Source organism: Bacillus sp. TH50, assembly GCF_016650565.1.
Lineage (GTDB): Bacteria > Bacillota > Bacilli > Bacillales > Bacillaceae_G > Bacillus_A > Bacillus_A mycoides.
Genome location: NZ_JAEKFM010000003.1, coordinates 1,916,821 through 1,934,201, shown reverse-complemented (window position 1 = coordinate 1,934,201; position 17,381 = coordinate 1,916,821). Strand labels below are relative to the sequence as shown.

General features: G+C 37.4%; 15 protein-coding genes and 1 other annotated feature. Of the genes, 13 read left to right on the top strand and 2 right to left on the bottom strand.

Annotation, left to right across the window (positions count from 1 at the left end; genetic code table 11):
* Positions 1-69 precede the first annotated feature (69 nt).
* The 3 genes from queA to yajC are packed head-to-tail and all read left to right on the top strand — an operon-like array spanning position 70 to position 2,562.
* A complete protein-coding gene (queA, locus tag JFU23_RS10030) occupies positions 70-1,122 on the top strand; it encodes a tRNA preQ1(34) S-adenosylmethionine ribosyltransferase-isomerase QueA (protein WP_002088783.1) in 1,053 nt (350 codons plus the stop codon).
* Positions 1,123-1,134: 12 nt separating this feature from the next.
* Positions 1,135-2,274, top strand: coding sequence for a tRNA guanosine(34) transglycosylase Tgt (tgt, locus tag JFU23_RS10025; protein WP_002015319.1), 1,140 nt, complete (start codon positions 1,135-1,137; stop codon positions 2,272-2,274).
* A gap of 27 nt (positions 2,275-2,301) precedes the next feature.
* The gene (yajC, locus tag JFU23_RS10020; RefSeq protein ID WP_061674817.1) at positions 2,302-2,562 is read left to right on the top strand and encodes a preprotein translocase subunit YajC; all 261 of its coding nucleotides are present in this window, start codon (positions 2,302-2,304) and stop codon (positions 2,560-2,562) included.
* Positions 2,563-2,599: 37 nt separating this feature from the next.
* Here the strand turns inward: yajC and JFU23_RS10015 are convergent, their stop codons facing one another.
* Positions 2,600-2,983, bottom strand: coding sequence for a TIGR04086 family membrane protein (locus JFU23_RS10015; protein WP_002015315.1), 384 nt, complete (start codon positions 2,981-2,983; stop codon positions 2,600-2,602).
* 103 nt (positions 2,984-3,086) lie between these two features.
* Between JFU23_RS10015 and JFU23_RS10010 the strand changes: the two genes are divergently transcribed.
* A complete protein-coding gene (locus JFU23_RS10010; protein ID WP_002143230.1) occupies positions 3,087-3,743 on the top strand; it encodes a DUF421 domain-containing protein in 657 nt (218 codons plus the stop codon).
* A 29-nt stretch (positions 3,744-3,772) separates the two neighbouring features.
* Here JFU23_RS10010 and spoVB read toward each other — a convergent pair whose 3' ends face one another.
* Complete coding sequence (gene spoVB, locus JFU23_RS10005; protein ID WP_002015313.1) at positions 3,773-5,332, bottom strand: stage V sporulation protein B; 1,560 nt, start codon at positions 5,330-5,332, stop codon at positions 3,773-3,775.
* Between the two features lie 186 nt (positions 5,333-5,518).
* On the opposite strand from spoVB, the gene JFU23_RS10000 reads away from it, so the two are divergent.
* The 9 genes from JFU23_RS10000 (at position 5,519) to hisS (ending at position 17,371) form a co-directional block, all read left to right on the top strand.
* A complete protein-coding gene (locus JFU23_RS10000; RefSeq protein ID WP_078175458.1) occupies positions 5,519-5,803 on the top strand; it encodes a post-transcriptional regulator in 285 nt (94 codons plus the stop codon).
* A gap of 281 nt (positions 5,804-6,084) precedes the next feature.
* A complete protein-coding gene (secDF, locus tag JFU23_RS09995) occupies positions 6,085-8,349 on the top strand; it encodes a protein translocase subunit SecDF (RefSeq protein WP_201031817.1) in 2,265 nt (754 codons plus the stop codon).
* 203 nt (positions 8,350-8,552) lie between these two features.
* Positions 8,553-9,446 carry a cation diffusion facilitator family transporter gene (locus JFU23_RS09990; RefSeq protein WP_002015308.1) on the top strand — a complete coding sequence of 298 codons (894 nt, stop codon included), beginning with the start codon at positions 8,553-8,555 and terminating at the stop codon, positions 9,444-9,446.
* A gap of 101 nt (positions 9,447-9,547) precedes the next feature.
* On the top strand, positions 9,548-11,869 hold the full coding sequence (gene recJ, locus JFU23_RS09985) for a single-stranded-DNA-specific exonuclease RecJ (protein WP_201031816.1): 2,322 nt from the start codon (positions 9,548-9,550) through the stop codon (positions 11,867-11,869).
* A gap of 65 nt (positions 11,870-11,934) precedes the next feature.
* Positions 11,935-12,447: an adenine phosphoribosyltransferase gene (locus JFU23_RS09980; protein ID WP_002015305.1), complete on the top strand. Its 513-nt coding sequence runs from the start codon at positions 11,935-11,937 to the stop codon at positions 12,445-12,447.
* Between the two features lie 211 nt (positions 12,448-12,658).
* Complete coding sequence (relA, locus tag JFU23_RS09975) at positions 12,659-14,842, top strand: GTP diphosphokinase (protein WP_002015304.1); 2,184 nt, start codon at positions 12,659-12,661, stop codon at positions 14,840-14,842.
* A gap of 17 nt (positions 14,843-14,859) precedes the next feature.
* On the top strand, positions 14,860-15,300 hold the full coding sequence (locus JFU23_RS09970; protein WP_002015302.1) for a D-tyrosyl-tRNA(Tyr) deacylase: 441 nt from the start codon (positions 14,860-14,862) through the stop codon (positions 15,298-15,300).
* A gap of 268 nt (positions 15,301-15,568) precedes the next feature.
* Positions 15,569-15,745 carry a hypothetical protein gene (locus JFU23_RS09965; RefSeq protein WP_001242605.1) on the top strand — a complete coding sequence of 59 codons (177 nt, stop codon included), beginning with the start codon at positions 15,569-15,571 and terminating at the stop codon, positions 15,743-15,745.
* A 54-nt stretch (positions 15,746-15,799) separates the two neighbouring features.
* Positions 15,800-16,030, top strand: a binding site (T-box leader).
* Between the two features lie 69 nt (positions 16,031-16,099).
* Positions 16,100-17,371 carry a histidine--tRNA ligase gene (gene hisS / locus JFU23_RS09960; RefSeq protein ID WP_012261743.1) on the top strand — a complete coding sequence of 424 codons (1,272 nt, stop codon included), beginning with the start codon at positions 16,100-16,102 and terminating at the stop codon, positions 17,369-17,371.
* Positions 17,372-17,381 lie beyond the last annotated feature (10 nt).

Here is a 17,381-nt window from a genome sequence, read left to right as displayed (position 1 = left end):
TAAGTATTGCATTATCTTTCATTATGTATATAATAAATCGATTCAAATAAGAAATAGGTGGATACAGTTATGGATATTAATCTGTTTGATTTTCATTTACCAGAAGAACTCATTGCACAAATTCCGCTTGAAGAGCGTGAAACATCAAGATTGATGGTGTTAGACCGTGAAACAGGAGATATTGAGCATAAACATTTTACAGACATTCTTTCTTACTTACAAGAGGGGGATTGCTTAGTTTTAAATGAAACGAAAGTGATGCCGGCTCGCTTGCACGGTGTGAAAGAAGATACAGGTGCACACATTGAAGTGCTTCTTTTGAAACAAGAGGAAGGCGATAAGTGGGAAACGCTTATAAAGCCAGCGAAGCGTGTAAAAGAAGGAACTGTCATCTCTTTTGGTGAAGGAAAGTTAAAAGCAACTTGCATTGGAACAGCAGATCAAGGTGGGCGTCAACTTGAGTTTTCATATGACGGCATCTTTTATGAAATTTTAGACGAGCTTGGAGAAATGCCACTTCCTCCATATATTAAAGAGACGCTAGAAGATCGCGATCGTTATCAAACGGTATATGCGAAGGAAATCGGTTCAGCAGCAGCACCGACGGCTGGCCTTCACTTTACAGAAGAGTTACTCGAGAAATTGAAGCAAAAAGGCGTCGGGTTAGCATTCATTACACTCCATGTAGGACTTGGAACATTTAGACCAGTTTCTGCAGATACTATTGAAGAGCATCATATGCACGCAGAGTATTACCATATGTCTGAAGAGACTGCGGCGTTATTAAACCGCGTGAAAGAGAATGGCGGCCGTATTATTACAGTAGGTACGACATCAACTCGTACGTTAGAAACGATTGCAACAGATCATAGTGGTAAGCTTTGCGCAGCTTCTGGCTGGACAGATATTTTTATGTACCCAGGATATGAATTTAAAGCAATTGATGGTTTAATTACAAACTTCCATTTGCCGAAATCAACATTAATTATGCTTGTAAGTGCATTTTCAAATAGAGATAATGTACTTCATGCTTATAATGAAGCAGTAAAAGAAAAATATCGTTTCTTTAGTTTCGGTGATGCGATGTTCGTTGCATCTCACGCTAAAATGAGAAACAAATAAAAGGAGTAAATTATGACAGCAATTCGTTATGAATTTATTAAAACTTGTAAACAAACGGGTGCGCGTTTAGGTCGAGTGCACACGCCACACGGCTCATTTGATACACCGACATTTATGCCAGTTGGTACACTTGCAACAGTTAAAACAATGTCACCAGAAGAATTAAAAGCAATGGATTCTGGCATTATTTTAAGCAATACGTATCATTTATGGCTACGTCCAGGCCACGAAATTATTCGTGAAGCAGGTGGCTTGCATAAGTTTATGAACTGGGATCGTGCAATCTTAACGGATTCAGGTGGATTCCAAGTATTTAGCTTAAGTGATTTCCGACGCATTGAAGAGGAAGGTGTTCATTTCCGCAATCACTTAAATGGCGATAAATTATTCTTATCTCCAGAAAAAGCGATGGAAATCCAAAATGCATTAGGTTCAGATATCATGATGGCATTTGATGAGTGTCCACCGTTCCCTGCTACTTTTGAATACATGAAAAAGTCTGTAGAGCGTACAAGCCGCTGGGCAGAGCGTTGCCTAAAGGCGCATGAACGTCCACAAGATCAAGGTTTATTCGGTATTGTGCAGGGCGGGGAGTTTGAAGAACTTCGTCGTCAAAGTGCGAAAGATCTTGTTTCAATGGACTTCCCTGGCTATGCTATCGGCGGTCTATCTGTTGGTGAACCGAAGGATATTATGAATCGTGTTCTTGAGTTTACAACACCACTTCTTCCTGATGATAAACCACGTTACTTAATGGGTGTAGGTTCTCCTGACTCGTTAATTGATGGTGCGATTCGCGGTGTTGATATGTTTGACTGTGTACTTCCAACTCGTATCGCTCGAAATGGTACATGTATGACAAGTGAAGGCCGCTTAGTTGTGAAAAATGCGAAATTCGCTAGAGACTTCGGGCCGCTTGATCCGAACTGTGATTGCTACACATGTAAAAACTATTCTCGTGCGTACATTCGTCACTTAATGAAATGTGATGAAACGTTCGGAATTCGTTTAACGTCTTATCACAACCTTCATTTTCTGTTAAACTTAATGGAGCAGGTGAGACAAGCTATTCGTGAAGACCGTCTTGGCGATTTCCGCGAAGAGTTCTTTGAACAGTATGGCTTTAATAAACCGAATGCTAAAAACTTCTAATACATAATTTAAAAGGAGGAACACAAGATGAATGCAGGTATGATGAATATCGTTATGATTGTTGCGATGTTTGCGATTTTCTATTTCTTATTAATTCGCCCGCAACAAAAGCGTCAAAAAGCAGTTGCACAAATGCAAAATGAAATCAAAAAAGGTGATACTATCGTAACAATCGGTGGTTTACACGCTACAATCGAATCAGTGGATGAAACAAAAATTGTTGTTAAATCTGGTGGTGCACACTTAACTTTCGATCGCAATGCGATTCGTGAAGTTGTGAAAAACTAATGATGAAGGCCCTGCATGAAATGTGCAGGGCCTTTTTTTAACTATTTTGTTTTGACATATTTACACCGAAAATACCTCCGAGTGTACTCGCACCCATCAATGCTAATTGGTAGAGTAACTGTGAGTTCGATAAAGTTTGAGAGAAGCCTAAATAGTTAACGAGAAAGACGAGAATAGCGAATGTAAGGCCTGTTGTGAAACCTACTAGCCATCCTTTTCCTTGTGCCTTTTTACCAGCAATAAATCCAGACATAAGCATAGATAGAAGGGCTATTATAAAAATAATAATTACTAATGTCCCTTCATTAATATTCGTAAATTTTAATAAAAGAGCCATGATCATACTTGTAATAGATGCGAGGATTAATAGGGTAATAATACCGAATCCGATTGCGCTCGATAATTTTTTCGTTCCATCCATTATGCATTCCCCCTTTTTAATACAAGCATATTTTCATTTTGTTTAAGTTAGACTAGTTTCTTTTTTGTAGGGGAGCCTATAAGTAAAAAAAGGGGATGTAGAAATGGAATGGGTATCAATAATCGGACGAACAATGCTTTTGTATATAATCATTTTAATTATTTTTCGTCTTATGGGTAAACGTGAAATTGGAGAATTAAGTGTATTAGATTTAGTTGTATTCATTATGCTCGGTGAAATGGCTGTAGTGGCAATCGAAAATACAGATAAATCACTTTGGCATCAATTAGTTCCAATGACTTTTCTTATGTGTATACAAATCATTTTGTCGGTCATTTCTTTAAAGTTTCAGCGTTTTCGGCATTTAATAGAAGGGGAGCCTGCGATTCTTGTGAATGCAGGTAAAATTGATGAAAAAAAGATGCGGAAGCAGCGATATAACATAGATGATTTATTGATGCAACTACGTGAGCAAGGAATCGGAGATGTGCGTGATGTAGAATACGCTATTTTAGAACCATCTGGAAAGTTATCTGTCTTTCAAAAACAAAAAAGTAAAAAGAGCAAAAATGATACACCAATTTTTACACTCCCACTAATTATTGATGGAGAAATTCAATACAATCATTTGCAAATGATCGAACATACAGATGGGTGGCTCGTTGAGAAACTGAATAACTTAGGTTATAAAGATGTGAAACGGATTTTATATTGTAGTTTTCAAAATGGACAGTTTTTCGTTGATTTGAAAGAAAATTAGAGGCTTACCATTTTGAATGGCAAGCCTGCTTACTTCAAAAATGAAAGTTTCCGAATGATAGGGAGACGACTTAATTCTTCTTTTCGAATGAGTTTGAAAACGAAGAGGAGAACGATATAAACGATTGTTGTTAAAGTGATTTCCCATAATGTTTGTATGCCAAGTGAATGAGAAAAAACGATATACTTATGAAGATAAAAACCGAAGGTACCAGCAATCCCGATAGCAATTCCGCCGAAAATATAGTCTTTTGCATAAATGGTAAATGCAATTTTCTTTAAAACAGTGGCGTAGTGAAGGAATGTTACGGTTACTATATTTGCTGCGATGGCGAGGGCAACCCCCATCATTTGGAACTCTGGGCGTGAAGCGAGTACAAAGATAACGATTAATTTTACGATAGCGCCAATAAATGTGTTCATCATAGCAGCGCGTGCTAAGTTTAAAGCTTGCAACACAGATGTAAGGGGGCTTTGAAAATAATGAAATAAAAAGCAAGGTGCAAGAAGCTGGATGAAAGCGGCCGCGTTGTCTGATCCGTACATGAGAGTTAAAACTGGAGAAGCAAATACATATAATATAACGACTGACCATCCGCCGGTTATTAAGGAAATTCGAAGTGCTTGTTGTAATCGGTGTTCTACTAATTTGTGTTGTCTCTTTGCCATTGCCTCGCTAATTGATGGGACGAGTGCTGTAGAAAGAGCATATGTAATAAAGGCTGGCAGTGATAGAAGTGGGAACGCATATCCGTTTAATATACCGTATTGCTGAGTTGCGACAGAAGCAGCAACGCCGGCGATTGCTAAGCTTTGCATAACGACGATAGGTTCAAAGAAATAAGAAACGGAACCAATTAAACGGCTTCCTGTAGTTGGTAAAGCAATGTCCATAAGGGAATAAAATGTATTTTTGCTCTCCTTTACAGTAGTGAAAAATCCAGAGCGTATAGATAAATGTTTTTCGCGTTGGAATAAAGTAAGTAAAAATAATAAAGATGCAACTTCGCCAAGAACAGCTGATAGCATGGCACCGGCTGCAGCATATTCTACGCCGTAAGGTAAAAATAACCGAATGCATACAGCGATAATTGTAATGCGGACAACTTGTTCTATGACTTGAGCGTAAGCGCTCGGCTTCATGTTTTGTTTCCCTTGGAAATAACCACGTAAAACGGAAGAAACTGCAATAACGGGGACGACAGGTAAAATAGCCATTAATGGATAGTAAGTTCTTTCATCTGTTAATAATGTTTTTGCTAAAATAGGTGTGAGTAGCATAATCCCAATTGTTAAAATGATGCTAATAATGGATGTAACGGCTAGCGAGACAGTTAATATTTTTTTAACTCTTTGTTTATCGTTCACTGCTTCCGCTTCTGCTACAAATTTTGCGATTGCAACAGGAAGGCCAATTTGTGTTAGTGTAATTGCTAAAATGAAGGTGGGGACAGCCATCATATAAAGGCCAACGCCTTCTTCGCCTAAAATACGTGCCATTACAATGCGATTAATAAATCCAAGGATTTTTGTAATAAAGCCAGCTATCATTAAAATAAATGCACCTTTTAAAAAGCTTTGTCTCGTCATACTCTTCTCCTACCTTCTCAAAATCAATGGAATGATTTACAATAATTTATATGCACGTATGAGACAAGAATGACAAGCATTTAAGAGAGTGAAGTATGAATGGTACTCTTGAAAGAAGTTATTACTGTCCATTAGAGCGGGATTAAAAGCGACTTTTTGTGCTGAAATAAGAAGGAGATGTTATATATGTTGGATAATGAGGCTTTGGTAGAATCATACCGCGGACAGTTACAAGTCGTTTTAGAAAGTAAAGTAGAAGAGTTTCACATGTTTGGCTATGACCGAGTGACAGATAATGATATTTGGAAGTTTCTCAAGGCGAAAAAGTGGAAAAAGATAGACAGTGATGTTAGGTTGTATGCATTAGTAAATGATGTATTAAGAGTAAGTACTAATGAATATATGAATTATTTAACTGTTGAAGCATATCAGGCGCCACTTTGGTCGTTTGATGAATATGAAAATAAATAACCGACTGTAATTGGTTTGTTCTTCCTTTTGCAGTATAATGATAGGTATTGATAAAGAGGAATTAATTATGTCTAAGATTATATATAAAGGAGGTAGTGAAGAGAAAAAATAAATAATGAAAGTGTAGGTATTGTGAAAAGCTTACCGACACAGCTAGTGATGAACTAGCGGAAATACATGTATTTTATAGAAAGTAAGTCTACTAACTAGGCGTATGCACACGTGCGAAAATGAATCGTAAGAGATTTATTGAAAGTGTTAGTAGCAGAAAGAGGGTACATATGGCAAAGCGTGGTACAAGAATTGCCGCCTTTTTCCTCATCGTTTTATTAATTGGTGGAGTAATTGGTGCGGCAGGAAAAGACATAGCAAAAGGAATTAGTCTAGGACTAGACCTTCGCGGTGGTTTTGAAATTCTGTATGAAGTAAAACCAGCCAAAAAAGGTGATAAAATCGATCGTGATGCACTTGTAAGTACAGTAGGTGCTCTTGAAAATCGTGTCAATGCACTCGGTGTAAGTGAGCCGAACATTCAAATCGAAGGGGAAGATCGAATTCGTGTGCAGCTTGCTGGTGTACAAGATCAGCAAAAAGCACGTGAAATGTTATCAACGCAAGCGAAATTAACATTCCGTGATGTAGATGACAACCTTCTTATGGATGGAGCGGATTTAAAAGGCGGCGGAGCGAAGCAAACATTTGATGATAAAGGTCGTCCAAGTGTTGGACTTACGTTAAAAAGCGCTGAAAAATTCCGTGAAGTAACAGAGAAGATTTCAAAAATGCCACCACCAACGAATTTAATGGTAATTTGGCTTGATTTTGAAGAAGGAAAAGATTCGTATAAAGCAGAATCTGCAAAACCGAATCCAAAGTTTTTATCAGCGGCAACAGTAGAACAAGTATTTAATCAAGCTGAAGTATCTATCGTAGGTGGAAACTTTACAGTTGAAAGTGCGAAAGAACTGTCATCTTTATTAAATGCAGGTGCACTTCCTGTTGATTTAAAAGAAATGTATTCAACATCTGTTGGAGCAAAATTTGGTCAACAAGCATTAGAGCAAACGATTTTCGCTAGTGCAATCGGTATTGCTATTATCTTCTTATTCATGCTTGTATTCTACCGTTTACCAGGGCTTGTAGCGGTTATTATGTTAGGTTTATACATTTTCGTTACATTACTTGTCTTTAACTGGATGCATGCGGTTCTCACGTTGCCAGGTATTGCGGCATTAGTGCTCGGGGTAGGTATCGCAGTAGATGCGAATATTATTACGTACGAGAGGTTAAAGGAAGAGCTGAAAATTGGTAAGTCAATGATGTCAGCATTTCGTGCTGGTAACCATCGTTCATTAGCAACAATTTTAGATGCGAACATTACAACGATTGCAGCAGCGGGTGTATTATTTGCTTACGGTAATAGCTCTGTAAAAGGTTTCGCAACAAGTTTAATTGTTAGTATTTTAGTCGGTTTCATTACGAACGTATTCGGTACTCGTTTCTTACTAGGTTTACTTGTAAAGAGCCGTTACTTCGATAAAAAACAATCTTACTTTGGTGTTAAGGAAAAGGATATTATTCCATTAACAAAAGGTGTAGTACATCCGCCAACGAGATTTGATCGTATTAACTTCGTAAATATCGGTCATAAATTCTTCTTATTCTCAATTGTAGTCGTAATTGCTGGGGCAATTATATTACCGATTTTCAAAATGAATCTTGGTATTGACTTTGCAAGTGGGACACGTATCGATTTGCAATCAAAACAAGCAGTTACTGTGTCTGATGTTCATAAAGATTTTAAAGAATTGAACATCGATGTGAAGGAAGAAAATATTGTACCGACTGGAGATGACAATAAAGGTTTCGCAGTTCGTACATTAGGTGTTCTATCAAAAGATGAAATTGCGAAAACAAAAACATTCTTCCACGATAAATACGGTACAGATCCGAATGTAAGTACAGTTTCGCCGACAATCGGTAAAGAGATTGCACGAAATGCATTTATCGCAGTACTAATTGCTTCTGCAGTAATCGTTCTATACGTAAGTATTCGTTTCCGTCTTACGTACGCAGTATCTGCAGTAATCGCATTATTACATGATGCATTCGTTATGATTGTTGTATTTAGTCTTTTCCAGATAGAGGTAGACTTAACGTTTATCGCTGCGGTATTAACGATTATTGGTTACTCTATCAATGACTCGATTGTTACGTTTGATAGAAACCGTGAGTTATACAAACAGAAAAAACGAGTTCGCGACATAAAAGATTTAGAAGAAATCGTAAACTCAAGTATTCGTCAAACAATTGGTCGTTCAATTAATACAGTGTTAACAGTGTTATTCCCAGTAATCACACTACTTATTTTCGGTAGTGAATCACTGCGTAACTTCTCACTTGCATTATTAATTGGATTAGTTGTAGGTACGTACTCTTCTATTTTCGTTGCTTCTCAAATTTGGTTAATGCTTGAAAACCGTCGTTTGAAAAAGGGCAAAAACAAGAAGAAGGTTGAGAAAGAAGAACCTGAACCGCAAGTATAAAAAAGATGATGTCTCATTATGAGGCATCTCTTTTTTCGTTTGTGGATACAATAAGATAGCAACTTTTGAAAGAATGAAATGGAATAAAGTGGTGATGTTATCGCTGATTTTGTTAAAATAAAGTGAAACTTTAATAAGTGGGAGTCTTACTGCTCGTTAAAGCGGGATAAAAAGAGAGGTTAAGAAAAGAAGGGATTTTAATTATGGAAAAAGATGAACGTTTTAAACAGGCCGAGTTTGGTGCTATTGTCGGAATCGTTGGTAATATTATATTAGCGATTGTAAAAGCGGTAATTGGTTATATTGGAAACAGTAAGGCACTTTTAGCGGATGCGGTGCATTCTGGATCAGATGTAATTGGCTCGTTAGCTGTACTTTTTGGATTACGAGCAGCAAAGCAACCGCCTGATGAAGATCATCCGTATGGTCATGGTAAAGCAGAATCGATTTCAGCGATTATTGTTGCGGTATTATTATTTATTGTTGGAATAGAGATAGCGATTTCGTCTATAAAAGCTTTTTCACAAGATTTAGAACCGCCAAAAGGAATTACAATTTTTGCAGTTATTCTTTCGATTGTAGTGAAAGAAGGGATGTTTCAGTATAAATATCGATTAGGGAAGAGGATAAATAGTGATGCAATTATTGCAAATGCATATGAACATCGTTCGGATGTGTTTTCTTCAATTGCAGCTTTAATCGGCATTTGTGCAGCTATTATCGGCGGTAAGTTAGGTATAGATTGGCTTGTATATGCCGATCCAATTGCGGGATTATTTGTTTCAATTCTCGTTGCTAAGATGGCGTGGAGTATTGGAGCAGAAGCTATTCATGCAACGCTCGATCATGTTCTGCATGAAGAAGATGTTGTTCCGCTTAGGGAGGCAGTTTTTCAAGTGGAAGGTGTGAAAAAAATCGGCTCTTTATATGCAAGAGAACATGGCCACTATGTTATTGTCGATATTAAAGTATCTGTAGATCCATATATCACTGTAGAAGAAGGTCACCGCATCGGAAAACATGTAAAAGAAAAACTTATGAAACAAGATAACGTACAAAACGTTTTTGTACATATTAATCCGTATTCTCCAAATTAAACATAACGGATATTTAATTATATAGATATCTAATCGTAGTTTGCATTATATTGTCACCCCTTAATCTGTCTTGTATAATGGATAGGTTAAGGGGTGATTTCGTGTTACAACCGAAGACGCGTTGGAAAGAAAAAGAATATAATGAGGAACTAGTGAGTGAATTAGCAAATAAATTGCAACTATCACCTCTTGTGACTTCATTATTTCTTGGCAGAGGCTTAAATACAGAAGATAAGATTGTAGACTTTTTAAATACAGCAGATCAAGAATTTCATGATCCATTTTTACTTGAAGGAATGGATCGGACTGTAGAACGTGTGAAAAAAGCTATTGAAAATGGAGAACAAATATTAATATTTGGCGATTACGATGCGGACGGAGTAAGTAGTACGACTGTGTTATATCTTGCTCTCAAAGAATTAGGTGCAGAAGTAGAGTTTTATATTCCAAATCGTTTTACTGAAGGCTATGGGCCAAATGAAGAAGCGTTTCGTTGGGCGCACAGTGCAGGGTTCTCACTAATTATTACTGTCGATACTGGTATCGCAGCGGTACATGAAGCGAAGGTAGCGAAGGAACTTGGAATAGATCTTATTATTACAGATCATCATGAGCCACCACCAGAATTACCAGAGGCACTTGCGATTATTCACCCGAAATTAGAAGGCCGTGTTTATCCGTTTCATTATTTAGCGGGTGTTGGTGTTGCATTTAAAGTTGCACATGCACTTTTGGGCCGTGTGCCAGAGCATTTGTTGGAAATTGCAGTAATCGGTACGGTAGCCGATTTAGTATCGCTTCACGGTGAAAATAGATTGTTAGTACAGCGTGGACTGAAGCATATGCGAATGACTCGGAATATCGGTTTAAAGGCGTTATTTAAAGTTGCTAACGTTTCGCAAAGCGAAATTACAGAAGAAAGCATCGGGTTCGCACTCGCACCTCGTATTAATGCAGTTGGTCGTTTGGAAGATGCAACACCTGCTGTACACCTTTTATTATCAGAAGATCCAGAGGAAGCGAAAGAGCTAGCTGAAGAAATTGATGAGCTGAACAAACTTCGAAAAGATATTGTAAAGCAAATTACTGAAGAAGCTATCGCTGAAGTCGAAAATAATTTCCCGCCAGAAGAAAATAAAGTATTAGTCCTTGCAAAAGAAGGTTGGAATCCAGGGGTAATTGGAATTGTCGCTTCTAAGTTAGTTGAACGTTTTTATCGTCCGACGATTGTATTAAGCATTGATCCTCATAAAGAAACAGCAAAGGGATCGGCTCGTAGTATTGCAGGATTTGATTTGTTTGCAAACCTTTCAGATTGCCGTGAATTGTTACCGCATTTCGGAGGTCATCCGATGGCAGCGGGAATGACGCTTAATATGAATGATGTGGATGAATTAAGACGCAGGTTAAATGAGCAAGCAGATGTAATTTTAACAGCAGAAGATTTTATTCCGATTACAGCAGTGGATGCATTTTGTAAAGTAGAGGATGTAACGCTTGCCGCGATTGAGGATATGCAAAAGTTAGCGCCATTTGGCGTAGGAAATCCGAAACCGCGTATTGCGGTGAAAGATGCCGACTTAGAAAGTATCCGTGCAATTGGATCTGATGGTTCGCATTTAAAAATGGCTCTTCGTGATGGACAAGCAACACTGGACACGATTGGATTTGGATTTGGTACTTATGCGAAAGAAATCTCTCCAGTTGCGAAGGTTTCTGTAGTAGGAGAAGTGTCCATTAATGAATGGAATAACTTTAAAAAGCCGCAATTAATGGTGCAAGATATTGCTGTAGAGGCATGGCAATTATTTGACTGGCGTAGTATGCGTAATGTAGAAGCAAATTTAGCAGAACTTCCGAAAGAAAAAATAACAATGGTGTATTTTTCTGAAGAGGTATTGAATAAATTTTCTTTAGAAGGCTATAAAGAGCGTATCGTGCATGCATCAGAGGTAGCTCATTTTGATGATCAATACATTGTGCTACTTGATTTGCCGAAAGGAACAGATGAATTAGGTGATGTATTTAAGGCTGGATTCCCAGCTCGAATTTACACGCTATTTTATCAAGAGAATAATCATTTATTTAGTACGGTCCCAACGAGGGAACATTTTAAATGGTACTATTCTTTCTTAAGCCAAAAAACACCATTTTCTTTAAGGCAATATGGGGAACAACTGTGTCGTCATAAAGGTTGGTCAAAAGATACAGTAAATTTCATGACACAGGTGTTTTTTGAGTTAGAATTTGTTACAATAAAAGACGGTGTCATTTTTATGGCAGACAAAAAACAAAAGCGTGATTTAATTGAATCGAACACATATCGTGAGAAAATGAACCATTTACAATTAGAGAAAGAATTGGTTTATAGCACATATCAGCAACTATATACATGGTTTGAAACGATTCGTGATCATAAATAAGTAGAACAGTTAGGGTAAAGGATTTGTATTTACAAACCTTTTATATCTGAGGAGGATTCAGAAATATGGATTTCAAGCAACATATCGCAATTGTACCAGATTATCCGAAAGAAGGTATTGTGTTTAAAGACATTACACCTTTAATGAACGACGGAAAAGCATATAAAGCAGCAACAGATGCAATCGTTGAGTATGCAAATAAAAGAGACATTGATGTTGTAGTAGGACCAGAAGCGCGTGGTTTTATTATTGGTTGCCCAGTTTCTTATGCATTAGAAGTAGGTTTCGCACCAGTTCGTAAATTAGGGAAATTACCACGTGAAGTAATTACAGTTGACTACGGTAAAGAATATGGAACGGACGTTTTAACAATCCATAAAGATGCAATTAAGCCAGGCCAACGTGTATTAATTACAGATGACTTATTAGCTACAGGTGGAACAATCGAAGCGACAATTAAACTAGTTGAAGAACTTGGTGGAGTTGTAGCAGGAATTGCATTTTTAGTAGAGCTTACTTACTTAGATGGTCGTAAAATGTTAGATGGTTACGATGTATTAGTATTAGAAAAATACTAATCATTATATAGGTGAAACTACGGTGATAAAAAAGTACCCGTGAATCTCTTGGAGAGGAGCGGGTACTTTTGTATAATTGCACAAAAAAACATGGTGAAATGTCAGTAAAATCTTTTCCTTTTCACAATTCACAATCATTGGGTTATAATGATAGAATATAATTTATTCTATTCAATAAAGATAAAGTCAATTTTCAATAAAAGGTGATTCGATGGCAAATGAGCAAGTACTAACAGCTGAACAGGTACTCGAGAAAGCAAGTCAATATTTAGCGGATGGAGATATTGAGCTAGTGGCACGTGCCTATGAATATGCGCGTGATGCACATAGCGAACAATATAGAAAATCGGGTGAACCATATATTATTCACCCAATTCAAGTTGCAGGTATTTTAGTTGATTTACACATGGATCCGGCTACAGTATCGGCAGGTTTCTTACATGATGTAGTGGAAGATACAGAAATTACATTAGAAGACATTGAACGGGAATTTAATAAAGAAATCGCTATGCTTGTCGATGGTGTTACAAAGCTTGGAAAGATTAAATATAAATCCCATGAGCAGCAACAAGCAGAAAACCATCGCAAAATGTTTATTGCAATGGCTCAAGATATTCGAGTTATTTTAATTAAACTAGCTGATCGTCTTCATAATATGCGTACATTGAAACATTTGCCTCAAGAGAAGCAGCGTCGCATTGCGAATGAAACGTTAGAAATCTTTGCACCTTTAGCACATAGACTCGGAATTAGTACTATTAAATGGGAGTTAGAGGATACGTCACTCCGCTATTTAAACCCACAGCAATATTATCGTATTGTGAATTTAATGAAGCGTAAACGTGCAGAGCGTGAAGAATATTTAGATGAAGTAATGACTGGCATTCGCGAGAAATTAAAAGAGGTTTCAATTCAACCTGAGATTTCTGGAAGACCAAAACATATTTACAGTATTTATCGTAAAATGGCATTGCAAAATAAACAATTCAATGAAATTTACGATTTACTAGCTGTACGTGTCGTTGTGAATAGTATTAAAGATTGCTATGCGGTACTTGGAATTATTCATACGTGCTGGAAACCAATGCCAGGTCGTTTTAAAGATTATATTGCAATGCCGAAAGCAAATTTATATCAATCTCTTCATACGACTGTAATTGGACCAAAAGGTGATCCGCTAGAAGTGCAAATTCGTACGAAAGAAATGCATGAGATTGCAGAATTCGGAATCGCGGCACATTGGGCGTATAAAGAAGGTAAAGCAGCAGAAACAACGGGTACATTAGAGAAGAAACTAACTTGGTTCCGTCAAATATTAGAATGGCAAAATGAAGCTTCTAATGCAGAAGAATTTATGGAGTCATTAAAAATTGATTTATTCTCTGATATGGTATTTGTCTTTACACCGAAAGGCGATGTAATGGAATTACCTCTTGGCTCTGTCCCAATTGATTTTTCATATCGTGTCCATTCGGAAATTGGAAACAAAACAATTGGTGCAAAAGTAAACGGGAAAATGGTGACACTTGATTATAAGCTGAAAACTGGTGACATCATTGAAATTTTAACATCGAAACATTCTTATGGCCCAAGTCAAGATTGGGTAAAGCTTGCTCAAACATCTCATGCGAAAAATAAAATACGTCAATTCTTTAAGAAGCAACGTAGAGATGAAAATATTGAAAAAGGCCGTGAACTTGTTGAAAAAGAAGTGCGTGGCTTAGAGTATGAGATGAAAGAAGTATTAGCACTTGATAATTTAAAACGTGTTGCTGAGAAGTTTAACTTTGCAAATGAAGAAGATATGTTTGCAGCAGTTGGATACAACGGCATTACAGCTGCACAAATTGTTACGCGACTAACAGATAAGTTCCGTAAACAACGTGAAGAAGAAGACATCGTGGAAGTTAAAGAAGTTCGTAAACCGATGAAAATTCGAAAATGGGATTCTGGTGTAAAGGTAAGTGGTGCAGATAATTTGTTAATTCGTTTATCAAAATGCTGTAACCCAGTTCCAGGCGATGATATCGTTGGGTATATTACGAAAGGTCGAGGCGTATCAATTCACCGTTGCGATTGCGTCAATGTGCATACAGAAGAAGCGGTGGAGCGTTTACTAGAAGTAGATTGGGAAGGTAGTCCTGAAAAAGAAATTGAGTACAATGTTGATATTGAAATTTCAGGCTATGATCGTCGTGGTTTATTGAATGAAGTATTACAAGCTGTTACAGAAACGAAGACGTATATCTCAGCTGTTTCTGGTAGAAGTGATCGTAATAAGATGGCAACGATTAACATGTCGATTTCTATTCGAAACTTACAACACTTGAAAAAAGTAGTAGAGCGCATTAAACGTGTTCCAGAAATTTATGCCGTACGACGCATGATGCATTAATAGGGAGTGTAGAAAAGATGAGAGTTGTTTTACAACGATCAAAGGAAGCGTCTGTCACAGTAGATGGCGAGATTGTAGGACAAATTCCATTCGGTTTAACATTACTAGTTGGCATTACGCATGAAGATACAGAAAAAGATGCAACTTATATCGCAGAAAAAATTGCAAACCTACGTATTTTTGAAGATGAGAGCGGAAAGATGAACCACTCTGTACTTGATATGAAGGGACAAGTTCTATCTATTTCGCAATTTACATTATACGGAGATTGCCGTAAAGGAAGACGTCCAAACTTTATGGATGCTGCGAAACCTGATTATGCAGAACATTTATATGATTTCTTTAATGAAGAAGTGCGTAAACAAGGACTGCATGTGGAGACAGGACAGTTCGGAGCAATGATGGACGTTTCTTTAATCAATGATGGTCCGGTGACCTTAATTGTAGAAAGTAAATAGTGTTGCCGGGGAAGAGAGGATTATAGGTCCTCTCTTTTTTCATACATTGTTGTATGTTTTGTTCATTTATCCCGCTATTTGTGGGAGATCCACTGCTCGTAAAAGCCTGATTAGTGAGGGCTAATAATGAGTGGCGATGGACAAAATCCCTATTCATTAAAGTTTCACTTTATTTGGAATCAATAGCTGTTTCGGTTATGTATAACTCTTTCATCAATATGGAACAATAAAAAGTAAAACATCTATATTGAATGTGAGGGATATACGTATGCGTATGAATGAAAAAGGGCATTCTGTTACAAATGGTGCAAATCAACTGTTTAACGTAAATTTTCATGATTTTATTTCAAAAGAACAAAACAATACTTCAATGGAGCTTGCTTCTGAGTTTGGAATTTCACTACAAGATGTAAAGCGCCTAAAGAAGCAAATTGAGCGCTCTTAGAGCACTTGACAATCCTACTCAACAAACGTATAGTAATTTTATATTTACATATGAATATAGCCGTTGATAGAGGAGAGTAAATGAGATACACATGGAAAGAGAAGAAATGTCCTAGGCTGAAAACATTTCTACATGATGACTGATTGAATGACACTCTGTAGGTTTCAACTTGAAAGGCTTATACGCTTAGTAGAGATGAACGCAAATTTAAGCGTTATTAAAAAAGTGGAAGCATACGTGCTTCAATTAGGGTGGCACCACGGGTATAATACTCTCGTCCCTACTGTTCAAACAGTAGAGGCGGGAGTTTTTTTATTTTTATTAAGATTAAAACAATTTGAGGAGGAACTGAATATGTCTATTCAAATCCCACGCGGAACGCAAGATATTCTTCCAGGTAGTGTTGAGTTATGGCAGTATATCGAAGGGCAAGCACGCGACATTTGCCGTCGTTACAATTATAAAGAAATTCGTACACCAATTTTTGAGCACACAGAGCTATTTTTACGTGGTGTTGGTGATACGACAGATATCGTACAAAAAGAAATGTATTCATTCCAAGACCGTGGAGAGCGTAGTTTAACATTACGTCCAGAAGGTACTGCACCTGTTGTACGTTCTTACGTTGAAAACAAAATGTTCGGTGATGCAACACAACCAACAAAATTATACTATATCGGCCAAATGTTCCGTTATGAAAGACCACAAGCAGGTCGCTATCGTCAATTCGTACAATTCGGTATTGAAGCAATTGGTAGTAACGATCCAGCAATTGATGCAGAAGTAATTGCACTTGCTGTAGAGTTTTACCGCGGTATGGGCTTGAAAAATATTAAAGTTGTATTAAATAGCTTAGGTGATGCAGCGAGTCGTCAAGCGCACCGTGATGCGTTAATTGCTCACTTTGAGCCGCGCATCGGAGAATTCTGTTCTGATTGCCAATCTCGCTTAGAAAAAAACCCTCTTCGTATTTTAGACTGTAAGAAGGACCGTAATCATGAATTAATGAGCACGGCACCATCTATTACAGAATACTTAAACGAAGATTCAGCAGTATACTACGACAAAGTACAAGAACTACTAACGATGATGGATGTTCCATTTGAGAAAGATCCGAATTTAGTACGTGGTTTAGACTACTACCAACACACTGTTTTTGAAATTATGAGTGAGGCAGAAGGTTTCGGTGCTATCACAACATTAAGTGGTGGTGGCCGTTATAACGGACTTGTACAAGAAATCGGTGGACCGGAAATGCCAGGTATTGGTTTTGCGATGAGTATTGAGCGTTTAATTATGGCGCTGAAGGCTGAAAATATTGAGTTACCAATTGAACATAGTATTGATTGTTACGTTGTAGCACTTGGTGAAAAAGCGAAAGACCGTGCTGCAAAAGTTGCGTTCGATCTTCGTAAAGCTGGATTATCAGTTGAAAAAGATTATTTAGATCGCAAAATGAAAGCACAATTTAAATCTGCAGATCGTTTAAATGCGAAATACGTAGCTGTATTAGGGGAAGATGAGCTAGATAAAGGCATCATTAACTTAAAAGATATGGCAACAGGCGGACAAGAAGAAGTAGCGTTAGATGTATTTGCTTCATATGTAGCAGAGAAATTAATATAGGGGGAACTTA